The following is a 12,368-nucleotide window of genomic DNA, read 5'->3' as shown; positions in this document are numbered from 1 at the left end:
TCTCAAAGCTCATTCTATACATTCATAAGCCCTTGACACCACTAACTGTAATCGATATAATAACAGTAAGAAAAACGTCAACGACGTCCTTTCAAAAATGCGCGACCGCGGTTAGCGGAAGTTTCATCGCCAGTAAGAAAGTTATTCACTATGAATAGTGCTATAGTGAAATTAAACTTTCCTATGCGGGTATGAAACAGCAGCAAGTTAAGCATCAGGTTTATGAGGAGGCATGTTGTGAATAGCGAGTTTACAATAGCGGTTCATAGTTTGGTACTGCTCGCTTATAGGCCCGACCATATGGCGACGAGCGATATGATCGCCCACAATGTATGCACCCATCCAGCCCGAGTGCGCAAAGTCATGGCGCTGCTTCGCAAGCATGGTTATGTGGCGGCTAAGGAAGGAACCGGTGGAGGATTCTTGCTTCATTGCAATCCTGAACAGGTGACTCTGGCCGAGATGTATCGTTTAACCTCTATGGGGTCCGTAAAACCGGGATGGTGTTCGGGCGATGTCGAGCAGCAGGATTGTATGATTGCATGTAATATGGCTACTGTGATGGATGACATATTTGCTGGGGCTGAGAAGCAATTGATTGAATATTTTGGTCAGTGGACGATCCTTGATGTATTGGAGCAGCTGCGTCAAAAGCAGGAGAGGAAACGTTAGCGTTTCTTTTTCCATCAAACTGTTATTAATAAGTTCTCAGTTAGGTATGTTAATCTTGGCAAAGAACAGACGACACAGAAGAAGCTAAAGCTCTTTCGTTAAACTGTAATGGGATTCATTTCAGTTGAGTAGTTGGACGTGGACAAAAGGAAGGAGAGTGGAAACAATGGCAGCGATCAATCAGGATTGGATTAAGGTAAGTGATTGGGTTAGTGGAACTTCGGCAGAGGATGAAAAGTTTATAGGGTATGTAGAGTCCATAGATGTTTATGGTACGGTGAAGGTACGAGTCACCCAATGCGACCATGAAGATGCAGTCGGGAATATCGTCAGCAGCTCCTTAGCTAAGTTGTATAAATTGACCGATTATGTACCTGTTGAAGAAGGCCTGCGCAGCTTGCTCGACTTGGCCTTGATGACACGTGATCAGTCATGGTTTGAAGATTTGTATGCAAATCTTCGCATACTTCAATTTGATACAACCAGCGGCAGCAAGCCTTCTGCAGGATATGGCTCAGGCCCCACAGTTAATCGAGTACGAATCGACTAAGGGTTTGGGATGATATAATTCATGGTTAATCATTATTTAAAGGAGAGTGTTGATTATGTCTTTGATAAAAGTAGAAGATAACAATTTCAAACAAACTATTGCACAAGAGGGTGTCGTCCTTGTTGATTTTTGGGCTCCATGGTGCGGACCTTGTAAAATGATCGCTCCAGTGCTTGAAGAGATGAATCAACAGCTTGGCGACAAGCTGACCATTGCCAAAATGAATGTCGATGATAATCCGGAAACGCCGGGAGCTTACGGAATTATGAGTATTCCTACCATGAAGCTGTTCAAAAACGGCGTTGAAGTGGCCACAACAGTTGGGTTTAAACCACTGCAGGATATGCTGTCTTGGGTAGAGCCGCATCTGGCTTAATAAGAAATGAATATAACCCTACGGGTGCCTTGGATTGTTGGGGAACCGTAGGGTTTTTCATATGGCATTAAAAGTCCTTGCGATTAAACATGAATAATCCAGCTCCGATTGCCGCGAGAGTATAGCATGCCGCATAGATTAAAAATGAATTGGAAGGGACTTGACCGATTCCGAACGGGCCAAGGGCGCTATCCAACCCTGTAATCCCTTGTAGTTCGGTGAGGGAGAACATTTCGGAGAGCATTCGATGCTGAAGTGACTCGGTAGGCATGGCAAGGGACATTAATCCTGCGATGGTAGTCAATGGCTTGACCGCATCCTCATCCAGCCTTGCGATCCCTCCTACTTTTTCAATCATCCCGCCCAGCCAGCCGGCTCCATACAGCATGGTCATGAATACGCCGTTCCCTAGTGCGGAGAATAGGCAGGAGCCTAACATCGAAACCGATACCAGCATAGGAACGATAGAAGCGAACAGAACAAATGATTTGATTAATGAGACCATGTCGGAAGGAACTCTCGAATGATAATTGGTAATCCATAAAATGGAAACAAACAATAGAGCTGCGTACCCTATGCCTAAGCTGACATAACCGATCCAGCGTCCCAGATACCAATGCCACCGCGGCACAGGACGAGGCAGCAAAGCCTGCAGTACGCCTTGCTCCGCTTCTCCCGAAATAACGGAAAAGGAGCTGAAGATGGACAAGAAAGCGACGACAAAGGCTCCGAAAAAAAAGCCGAGCGTTAGAGTGACGCTGCCCATGGTAAAGCTTCCAATAAGATAATTAATGCTTGTCTTATCGGTAGTCTCGTGCAGCCGCGCTCCGATGGTTTGAGCGACAAACCAAAAGGCCAGCAAAAAAATGATCGTCATGAGCAGTGTAAGGAGCATAACCCGTTTGCGCAGCAGCTCCTTCCAGGTCATTGCAATGATGGCTGTCATGCGCGTTCCCCCCTATGACTCAATCCGGACACGGCGCTCATGAACCATTCGTCCAGCCTTGTTTTCGATTTTTTGACTTCGTAGAGTGTCATTCCTTGCTCAACAATAAGACTGTTCAACCAGCCGATTTGTTCATCATCCTCCAGCTCTGCTTCCAGCCAGACCGAATCGCTGCCATCAGGAAGCGGCAGCGCGGCTGTTGTAATCGGCATTCCGGTCAGGTCCGTCAGCCATGCTAAAGCAAACGGCGTCAACCCGCCGACACGCAGGTGCCAGCGGGTTTTCTCCTGCAATACGTCGGAGACGGCTCCGGTTTGCAGTATATTTCCATTATTCAGTAGGGCGACACGGTCGCACAGCATTTCAACGTCCTCAAGCAAATGCGAGTTAAGGAAAATCGTTTTTCCTTGCTTCCTTAACATGCGAAGCAGCTCGCGAACCTCCATGCGGCCAATAGGATCTAGCGCAGAGGAGGGCTCGTCCAAAAATACGAGCTTCGGATCATTAATAAGAGCACAGGCCAAGCCCAGTCTCTGCTGCATGCCTTTGGAATAGTTCTTCACGCGATCGCGACCGCGAAGTCCGAGTCCTACCTGGTCGAGCAGCTCGGGGATTCGTTTGGCTGCAACCGCCTTATCTATGCCGCACAGCTTGGCATGGAGCTTCACAACCTCCTCGCCGCTCAGCCATTCCTGATAGCGGTACAGCTCAGGTAAATATCCGATATGGCGCCGTGCTTCCATAGAACCGATTGGTTCACCCATGATCATCCCACGCCCCCCGGTAGGACGAATGAGCCCGACCAGCATTTTGACGAAGGTGCTCTTCCCCGCACCGTTAGGGCCGAGGAAGCCAAAGGCTTCCCCTGCACCAACTTGTAGCGTAATACCGCGGCAACCGCGGCCGTTTCCATAATCCTTGCTTAAATCCTGGGCTTCAATCATGGCATGGCTCAAGATTTGATCAACTCCGTTACTTTAGCGACAAGGGCAGCTCGGCTTGTCAGAGCTTCGCCTCCATCAAGACGGAACAGCTGGCCTTGCTTCACCCAGGTTGCAGAGTAGTAGACTTGCTTGCCTTGATTGTAAATATTGGTACTTACGATGACATCCAAGCCTTCTACTTTCGTTTTTTCGACCTTTCCATTCTCTATAATAGGGAGCGGTACGGAGCCTCCCTGCAAGACGCCTGCCGTTTGCAAGCTCTCCTTTAAGTTTGACGGAAGCAGCGGGAATTGCAAAATCGCATCCAATGCTTCAGCTACCGGGATAGAAGGATCGACAGTAAGTGTAGGTACTGGCATTTGCGAGAACGAATACCCTTTGGAGTCGTCTTTCTCTTGAGCCCCTTTGCTTACATAGAGATGGACGGATGGCCCCATTTCGAGTGTAATTGGCTTGCCGTCCACGGAAACAGGCATCAGTTTGGTCGCGCCGAGGCGTTTCATCGCTTTATTAACCTCATCTACATTCATGTTAAAGGTTAAACTGTTGGATGGAGAAACGTAAATTTTATTTTTCATATCATAATCAGATGGGATGACAATCTTATGTCCCAAGATTTTGGCCGCTTCGGATGCATCGACTTCACCAGACGGTTTGCCGGAGGTTTGGGAGAACGTGCCGAACGTATTGATCGACTCACGTTCCTTGCCGTCACCGAAAGCACCGCTAAGAATCGCTTGTAAATCATTCTCCTGTACAACGGTAAGCTGCTGCATACGGAATTTGTTCAAAATCGCCGCAAGAGCTTGATTGCCGGTTGGTGTAGCGATAGTAACGGCGATAACGCCTACTGCCGCGGCACCCGCCACCCATTTCTTATTCTTATGCAGCCAGCCAGCGAACGAGCTGGATTTCTTGGTGTTAATAGCGTCGGAACCAAGGCGGGGAGCTTTCGGGCCGATGCTTGTTTCTGGGCTTAAAGCTGGCGCTGCTGCAGGTTCACCTGCAATGGCAGCTGTCAGTGGAACGGCCGCAGCTTCAGCCGTCATTTGTTCCGACCAACGAGACCATTGCGGCTGCAATGGTTCTTGCGCCAGCTTCTCCTGAAGCTTTGCCCAAGCTGTGTCCGCTAATTCCCGTTCATTCTTTTTAGTGGATTCGCTCATGGAATCTCCTCCTATTCAATCTGTGCATGTGCCTGCGTTTGCGCTTCGGCATGTCGTCTTAACCGTTCGGTAGCTCGGTGAAGCAGCGTTCCGACCAAAGGGGGGCGTACTTGCAGCTGCTCGGCGATTTCCGCGTAGCTGTATCCTGAGTATCTCAGCAGCAGTGCTTTGCGGTCACGCTCGGGCAGTTCATCCAGCCATTCCCGCATTTCTTCCTGGTCAAGCTGTTTCATAAGTATTTGTTCGTTGGACGGCTGTTCCTCTTCGGTGCTAAGGATGTGCAAAGACTGCTTTTCATGAAGAGCACGTTCCCGTGCTTTTTTATTCAAGTAGTCGTAGGCAATTCTTGTCAGCACCCGATGCAGCCAGGCCCCCATAACAGACGGTTCGTCCGGAGGGTTGCGGTAGAGACGCAAGAATACCTCCTGAGCCAAATCTTCTGCGGCCGCCTCATCTCGAACAAGCCCAATGAGCTTGCGGCGTACGGTAGGGTAATGTATATAAAACACTTCACGAAAATAATCAGTTGTTTGTTGCGGTTCCAATCGATTGTCCTCCTTTCAGCTGCAGCTATATATAAGACGGACCCCGGTTCGATTTTGTATCAGCATCCAAAAAAGTTGGAAAACATTTTGTCCATCTTATTATAACCCGACGCAGGCTGCCATTTTGCAGTTATAATGGAGAGAGCAAAGAAGTTAGCGGTGTGAGCATCCTGTCTGGTAAAAAATAAAAGGATAAAAAGGAGTCGTTGCCCGATGGTTCCAGCTTTATTTATAGCCCATGGAATGCCTACATTGGTGTTGGAAACGACCCCTTATACGAAATGTTTACGGAATTTGGGGCTGCTTCTTCCGAAGCCTAAAGGCATTGTTGTCTTTAGCGCACATTGGGAACATCCCGTCCAGATGATATCGAGCGCCCCGAAATGGGAGACCATGCATGATTTCTTCGGTTTTCCGGATTCCCTTTACGAAATAGATTACCCAGCCAGCGGGGACCTTGTGCTAAGTATGGAAATTGAGCGGCTGCTGACCAATGAAGGCATTCGGTGCGGATTTAATCATCGCAGGGGACTAGACCATGGGGTATGGACCATCCTGAGGCTCTTGTATCCTGCAGCGGATATTCCCGTCGTTGCTCTTTCAGTGAATCCCAAGCTGGTTCCTGAGGAACAATATAGGATAGGAAAGGCGCTAAATACATTAAGAGAAAAAGACATTATGATCATCGGCAGTGGAGGGACGGTGCACAACCTGTCCAAGCTGGAATGGGAGACGGAGGGAGTAGAAAGCTGGGCCGTCGATTTCGATCAATGGATGTCCGACAAAATCAGCGTATGGGATTTGGAGGCTTTATTCGATTATGAGCGGAGGGCTCCGTCGGCGGCTGAAGCCGTACCTTCCAAGGAGCATTTGACCCCGTTATTTATCAGCATGGGCTCTGCAGACCAACATCAATCGGCGAGATTACTGCACCAGCAGTATCAATATGGTACTTTAAGCTTGGCCGTTTGGATGTTTAAATAAGGTAGCAAGCTCAGAGAGCTCGGGAGTAAGCAACCAGCATAAAAAAACAGAGCCCGCATCCAATGCAGAGCTCTGCCAACTCATTTAGTTCATCTTTAACCAGCTATCCCACTCATGGACGCTGATACCCTTGAAGGAAGGGTGAATAATCAGTTTCTCTTGCAGTGCTTCCAACTCTTGCAGCATGAGGGCTTCGCTTTTGCCGTAAAAGCTGCCTGGCTCGCCACTATCAACGGTATCCACAGCTACAAGCAATGGAACACCGGCCTGGTCTGCTGAGGCTAACTCAGTTTGGATGGATGCTGTGATGTCTTGGGCTTTGTTGAAATATGCCATCAGAGTCACTTCGTCCATGCGTCGGATCAGCCAATCCGACAAGGTCGTTCTGCCGCCCTGACCGTCTCCCACTTGAAACGAATCGAGCCACACCGGCATGTCCATGCCGACAGTCAACGTGGAGTCGCTCTTCACTTCTTCGACAAATCCGCTTACCGTGTCTTTCCAAAGTCCGATCACCGTATCTGAATCCTTGCGCCACTCAGGCAATACATAAGGCTCCACATCCAAATGAATCCCGGCAAACTGTTCCTCAGGAAGGACACTCGCGTTATACCTCTTAACCCAATCGATAAACTCATATAATTTCTTGTTATGCTCTGGAAGCACCCAATTCGGAGCGCCGCCCAGCGCTTGAACCTCAATGTGCTGAGCGTTCGCCTTGCGAATAAAGCTGCTGTAATAAGGAGCCGGATAACTCGAATCCACGAACAGATAGACCCGGTTGATCCCTTTGTACGCCAACTGCTGCAGCGTGCTATCCGCCTCTTGACCGATTACATACGGATTCCACATCCACGTACTGAGCACCTGTTGACCTTCAGCTTCAGCAGCCTGGGCGGAAGTCCCGCCTAACAAGGAAAACCCCGTGAACGCCTGTCCCGCCAGAAAGCAGTTTAACAACAACCAGCATAACCTCCTTCTCGTTATTGAATGGAAAAATAGTTTTGTTTGCCGCAGATTCACTTTCTTGCTCCTTCCAATACAATGTTAGCCTAAGGATGTGCCCGATCATTTGAACTTCATTCAAAAAAATAAACTGCATCTACCTATCAGTTGGCCGAGGCTGCAGGGGAGGGAGGCGTCATGTCTTTAGGTGGCTGCTTGCCTTGCTCCGCGAATAGACTCTGCAAAATCGAGTAGCTTTTCTTGAGCCGCTCATGGTAATCGACTTTATCCCAGTTGTTCCATTTGTAGGCCAAGGGTTCCTGTTTCTCTTTTCCCTCGGCTCCATGAACCCAATGCGGCTCAACGCGGACCGATTTTACCTCATCGAATTTCAGCGCTCCGGCTTCATAAGGATACTTCCACGCCTTATGCTGGCTTGGATCGGTGAATCCCAGCATCATCCAAGGCACACGCACCTCGATGACTGAGCCGGATACAAACCAGTCCGCCAGATTGTTGAAATCCGGGCTCGCCGGATCGGTCGTACCCTGATGAAGCTGTCCGATTTCCACATCCTCGAAGGGGATCGTTTCCTTCGTTTGCGGCAGTACAAAGCCTTTGTTGACAGGCAGCTTCCACGGTAAAAAGATCCCGTTCTCCGCATGAGCCCAACTCTCCTGCCACGGCATGAGCTTTTTTTGAGATCCGTACAGCCAGGTATGGTAATCGTAGGCACTGCCTACATAGAGGGTTGAATTTTTGGCTCCCTGCAGCTTCATGACAAATTCTTGACCGCTGCTGAAGCCAACACCCGGCGCTTGATCCGCTGTAGTACTTCCTCCAGTCAATGTGTCGAAGCCAAGGAATAAGGTATTGTCCCCGAGCTTCCAATCGCCTTGGGTATTTTTCAACATCAGATACAAGTACGCTTCATCGTGAGAAACTGATAGATTGTAACCCGGATATTGTTTGGTTTCCACAGGCTTGCGACGATCCCAATCTTCCGTCTTGCCGTCCAGCACAATTGTATCCTCTGGCGATTTTCCCGGCTCAACAGCCAGCACACCAAAATGCTCTTCATTGGTCAGCATATTTCGCCAATACGGCCGCCTTGCGATAGGCGTATCCAGCTCCAGCGTATTCCACGTGATTTTGAACCATTCGTCCTGCCACGAGAACAATACAGCACCGTCGTAATTTTCATTGTATATGCTTTTATACAGAGCGGCATCGATCTCGCCTTGTTCCTGCTCGGTATGCAGGCCTTGGTTGCGATTCAGCGGACCATAATGGGCGAGCCCCCGTGAGCTCGGCACTCCGTATTCCGCCACGATCAGCGGAATGCCTTTATGATACTCTCTTAAATCATGCAAATAGCCGGCATAAGGATTGATTTCTCCCGTACTGTCCTTGTAGGTCTGGTACTTGTCCTCGTAGCTCAGGAGATCGGGGTAATACGGATAAATATGATAGGAAGCAAAATAGCCTGCTTTCCACGTTTCCCGTGGACTAATATGCATCGGATCAACAGATACCATATCTTCGTTCTCTGCCGGTTCATTAGGGTGTGTGAGCGGGTCAGTTGTCACCCAGTTGGTAAATGAAACGGGATGCTGCCAGCCGTATTTCATTTCCTCCTGCGCTACCGTGTCAAGCATTTGCGTAAGCCAGCTCTCGAATGGATTAGCCTCTGGGTTGGCCTGAAAATACGTTCCTTGAAATGGTTTCAAACCGGGATGCGCGTCATTGGTTGCCTTTACCGTATAAGGATCCCACTCCGTGCCTACAACCCAACCTAATACATAAGGAGAAATGTCCGCGTCGTATTTGCCAGATGCATGTCCGGGCGTTGCCTTCCGGTTGAAATTGCCGTGAACGGCATGGACGGCGTCTTGAATTTCTTTCTTAAATACAGCTATGGTATCTTCCTGATAGGCATCCCTCCCTTCTCCGCCGCTCCCGGTCAATTGATCCTCCGGTGCCCAGATGCCGTGAAGCACATAGAGCGGGTCTTTGCGTCCGCCATTGAATTCCGCTAACGCCTCGTAGAAATGGGGCGGTAAGATGGTATATACGCGGATGACGTCGGCGTGCATCTCTTTGATTTGCCCGAACCAGCGCAAATAATCTTCCTTGGTCGGGCTGAGCTCTCCGGGGGCATGCCCGGGAGTGGTCGCACCCAAGTTGACACCGGTCCAAAATTGCGGTGTCCAGTCGGTACCATTGTATACCTCCAAATGGCCATCCTTCACCGAAGCGGTCTGTTTAATGCCTTGTTCTTCGAATACCGGCATCACCGATTGCGGAGCTGTCTTACCCGGTCCTGCGAACCAGCTGCGTGTCCCATGCGTTAACGACAGTGCAAGCGTCGCAGCAGCAAGCAGCGCTACGACTGCCGTCAGGCCCAGAAGGGTGCGTTTGTTAACCGAATTCACTTGCATGATATCCTCCTTTGTAAAAGCTCTATCCCCTTGTTTTTACCATATAGGAAAGAATCCGTTCGCTAGGGATTACCGAAGACTTTCCTATTGGCGATAAAACCAACCACAGAGCGGGGGCGCTCATCTTTGAAAGGCTTCGATGGAGGTTTTTTCTATTTAAAGCATAAGGAGGTGCCCGACTTTACGAGCGTTACTTTGTCGGTGGAGCAGCTGAGCTCCCGTTCTTCCTTCACTTCGATTCCGAGCTCCTTCAGCCGCTCCTGATTGGACCAGCTGTATGTAAATTCAGCCTGAATCGGTTGAGTCGCATCGCGCAGTTCAGCCAGTTGGCCCTTCAGCTCTTGATTCCAGGCGAGCTGTTCCTTTGTGTACATGCCGGTGACGAGCAGCGCATTGGCTGCAATCAATACCGCCAAGGTCCATCCGGCGACTTTTATTACTCGATAGCCGCCTTGCAGACTCAACGCCAGCCAGACGCAGATCAGCGGTACGAACCATAGCTGCGGCACATAGCGGGCCCACCATGCCGCTGGATTAACAAAAGACGAGGCCGCCAGCAGCAGGATCACCCCAAGGGCCGCTAACGTTAAGCCAGTGCGCTTACGAAGAGCGAGCAGCAGCACCAATAGCGAAAAGATCAGCGTCCCGCTGAACAGCGGGCCGAAGCCAGACACGGCTACATCAGGCTCTCCGTAAACCTGAAGCTCGCGATCCGTGAAGGTGAACGGCCATTTGAACTGGGTGGGTCGTTTTTCCGTGCTGTTACCGACGGTTGTCGCGAAATAGGATGAAGCTGCTTGCTCGAAGCGGTTCATCATTTCGAGGTTGCGCGGAATGAAATTTTTGACGACATCGATCGCCTCTTCACCGGCTAGCGGATAGAATGGATGCCCGTCCCGCACCGTATTCGTCACATACGGGTTGTAGCCGACCAACAGGACGCCTACGAGTCCACCGATGGCACCGATGCGGAACACCCGCTTCAGCAATCCGAACTGCTCGCTCATATACAAGACGATGAGGAGCCCAACGGTCAGCAGGCCTGCATACGCAATCGCCGTGAATTTAATATTCATGATCAGGATCATGGTCAACGTATAGCTGATTAGTAAAACCCGGTTCGCCTGCGCATAGATTAGTACGCCGAGCGCAACCAAGCACAACAGTAGTGACGCCAGTAAGCCGTCGACATAGTAGCTGAACGCCTGATAGATGCTGACTGGATTCAGTGCAAGCAGCACCGCGACGACCCAAGCCTGAACACGCTGGTTCGGCCGCAAATGGAGCAGTGCCGACAAGCTAAGCAGCGCTGAGGCAGCGATCGTTAACAAATTGATGGCTTTGCCGCTCTCCAGTAAGCCTGTCGCTTTATAAATCGTTGCGGACGCAAGCTCCGCACCCTTGGCATAATGGTTGACCCAAATACTGTTTCCTGTCGGCATGGATACAGGCTCGTCATAGACCGGATTCCATCCGTTTGAGAGTAAAATAATCGCTTCTTGGTGATACGCTTGTCCATCGTAGGACAAATCGTAAAAATAGTTGCTGATCAGAAGGCAGCTCGCAAAAAGCAGCGCTGCGCAGCCGATGGATGCCCAGAGCAGCCAGCCTGGCAACTCATTTCCTGAAGCTTGGAATAGGAGCCATACCGTTCCGACTGCAGCAGCTGCAGCTAACCAAAAATGCATCGGCAACAGCGGTACCTTGGCCAAGAACAAAAGTGACGGAATGACGAAGCCGGCTATAACAAGCATCAATAATGCCATCCCGGTCATCAAACTAAAGGAAGCAAGTCGGTTCTTCATTGTGTCACTCCTCAATCTTTTCATCGCTAATTCAAGTAAACTGATTCATCTATCCAATGGTTCGTCATTGACAGAACCCATGCCATACTCTAACTTGATTCCGAGAATAGCCAGTCATAAACGGGGGAATTGGGTTCTTATACCTAGGAGAGGCATAGTGAAGCTGCCCAACCAAGTAGAGTGCCTACGGCAAGTCCGCCGAGCAGCTCCAGGCGGGTATGTCCTTGTCTTTCCCGCAGCCCTGCTTCAACCATTGCGGCATTTTCACGGGTAAGTCTATTGATCCATTTGGCATTGTCCCCAACAGCGCGCCGAATCCCTACCGCATCGATCATCACAATGTAGGTTAATGCTACGCCAAGCCCAAACATCGGTGTTCCAAAGCCCTGATCGAAACCGATCAGCATCGTGACAGAGGAGACGACGGACGTATGGGTGCTCGGAAACCCTCCGTTCCCGATAAGCCGGCGCGCTTCATGCCCATGCCGGATACGATTGACCGCATATTTCAATGTTCCGGATACGACCCATGCTATAAATGGCAGCACAGGGTATAAGAGGTGGGCGCTGATTTCCATGAACTGATCACCTCGTTTCTCTCTGCGTAAACTTCCTCACGCTTATCCCGCCCGAGCAATAACCAATACCCCTGCGGAGATCAAGACGGCGCCGCACCATTTTTGAACAGAAAGCGTCTCTTGAAATAAAAAGAAGCTGAGCACCATGACCAGGATATAGCTCAAACTGACCATCGGATAAGCGGTACTGAGCGGGAATCGCTTCAAAGCAAGCAGCCAGAAGATCGAGCTAACCCCGTAGCTCCCTATACCGGCAATTACAGGCCAGTAGGCTTTAAAGCCCGTCCACGTCCATAATGCAGATCCCGCAGGCAGAACAGCGCTAACGCCCCATTTCATTAAAACCTGCCCTGTGGCACCCAAGAGGACGGAGGCGATTAACCATATGTATTTGATCACACGCTTGGTTCACCCCC

At 50.0% G+C, this 12,368-nt stretch carries 13 protein-coding genes; 4 read left to right on the top strand and 9 right to left on the bottom strand.

What is annotated here, in order from left to right; translation table 11 throughout:
- Window positions 1-237 precede the first annotated feature (237 nt).
- The 3 genes from QMA13_RS32545 (at window position 238) to trxA (ending at window position 1,598) form a co-directional block, all read left to right on the top strand.
- Window positions 238-672, top strand: coding sequence for an RrF2 family transcriptional regulator (locus QMA13_RS32545; RefSeq protein WP_282937778.1), 435 nt, complete (start codon window positions 238-240; stop codon window positions 670-672).
- Between the two features lie 166 nt (window positions 673-838).
- Window positions 839-1,222: a hypothetical protein gene (locus QMA13_RS32540; protein ID WP_282937777.1), complete on the top strand. Its 384-nt coding sequence runs from the start codon at window positions 839-841 to the stop codon at window positions 1,220-1,222.
- A gap of 55 nt (window positions 1,223-1,277) precedes the next feature.
- Window positions 1,278-1,598, top strand: coding sequence for a thioredoxin (gene trxA, locus QMA13_RS32535; RefSeq protein WP_282937776.1), 321 nt, complete (start codon window positions 1,278-1,280; stop codon window positions 1,596-1,598).
- A gap of 67 nt (window positions 1,599-1,665) precedes the next feature.
- On the opposite strand, the gene QMA13_RS32530 is transcribed toward trxA, so the two are convergent.
- Genes QMA13_RS32530 through QMA13_RS32515 form a run of 4 tightly spaced genes read right to left on the bottom strand, consistent with a single transcriptional unit; the run spans window position 1,666 to window position 5,199 of the window.
- The gene (locus tag QMA13_RS32530; RefSeq protein WP_282937775.1) at window positions 1,666-2,544 is read right to left on the bottom strand and encodes an ABC transporter permease subunit; all 879 of its coding nucleotides are present in this window, start codon (window positions 2,542-2,544) and stop codon (window positions 1,666-1,668) included.
- A complete protein-coding gene (locus QMA13_RS32525; protein WP_282937774.1) occupies window positions 2,541-3,500 on the bottom strand; it encodes an ABC transporter ATP-binding protein in 960 nt (319 codons plus the stop codon). The genes QMA13_RS32530 and QMA13_RS32525 overlap by 4 nt, the downstream gene beginning before the upstream one ends.
- On the bottom strand, window positions 3,497-4,654 hold the full coding sequence (locus QMA13_RS32520; protein ID WP_282937773.1) for a hypothetical protein: 1,158 nt from the start codon (window positions 4,652-4,654) through the stop codon (window positions 3,497-3,499). The genes QMA13_RS32525 and QMA13_RS32520 overlap by 4 nt, the downstream gene beginning before the upstream one ends.
- 11 nt (window positions 4,655-4,665) lie before the next feature.
- The gene (locus QMA13_RS32515; protein WP_282937772.1) at window positions 4,666-5,199 is read right to left on the bottom strand and encodes a sigma-70 family RNA polymerase sigma factor; all 534 of its coding nucleotides are present in this window, start codon (window positions 5,197-5,199) and stop codon (window positions 4,666-4,668) included.
- Window positions 5,200-5,412: 213 nt separating this feature from the next.
- On the opposite strand from QMA13_RS32515, the gene QMA13_RS32510 reads away from it, so the two are divergent.
- Entirely contained in the window at window positions 5,413-6,183 is a 771-nt protein-coding gene (locus QMA13_RS32510; protein WP_282937771.1) for a DODA-type extradiol aromatic ring-opening family dioxygenase, read from the top strand.
- Window positions 6,184-6,267: 84 nt separating this feature from the next.
- On the opposite strand, the gene QMA13_RS32505 is transcribed toward QMA13_RS32510, so the two are convergent.
- From QMA13_RS32505 to QMA13_RS32485, 5 genes are all read right to left on the bottom strand, one after another.
- On the bottom strand, window positions 6,268-7,146 hold the full coding sequence (locus QMA13_RS32505) for a hypothetical protein (protein ID WP_282937770.1): 879 nt from the start codon (window positions 7,144-7,146) through the stop codon (window positions 6,268-6,270).
- A 146-nt stretch (window positions 7,147-7,292) separates the two neighbouring features.
- Entirely contained in the window at window positions 7,293-9,569 is a 2,277-nt protein-coding gene (locus tag QMA13_RS32500; RefSeq protein WP_282937769.1) for a hypothetical protein, read from the bottom strand.
- A gap of 152 nt (window positions 9,570-9,721) precedes the next feature.
- Entirely contained in the window at window positions 9,722-11,374 is a 1,653-nt protein-coding gene (locus QMA13_RS32495; protein ID WP_282937768.1) for a hypothetical protein, read from the bottom strand.
- A gap of 143 nt (window positions 11,375-11,517) precedes the next feature.
- A complete protein-coding gene (locus QMA13_RS32490) occupies window positions 11,518-11,952 on the bottom strand; it encodes a divergent PAP2 family protein (RefSeq protein ID WP_282937767.1) in 435 nt (144 codons plus the stop codon).
- 42 nt (window positions 11,953-11,994) lie between these two features.
- The gene (locus QMA13_RS32485; RefSeq protein ID WP_282937766.1) at window positions 11,995-12,351 is read right to left on the bottom strand and encodes an SMR family transporter; all 357 of its coding nucleotides are present in this window, start codon (window positions 12,349-12,351) and stop codon (window positions 11,995-11,997) included.
- Between the last annotated feature and the right edge of the window lie 17 nt (window positions 12,352-12,368).

This window comes from Paenibacillus sp. RC67 (assembly GCF_030020805.1).
Lineage (GTDB): Bacteria > Bacillota > Bacilli > Paenibacillales > NBRC-103111 > Paenibacillus_S.
This window is presented reverse-complemented; position numbering and strand designations above follow the sequence as displayed.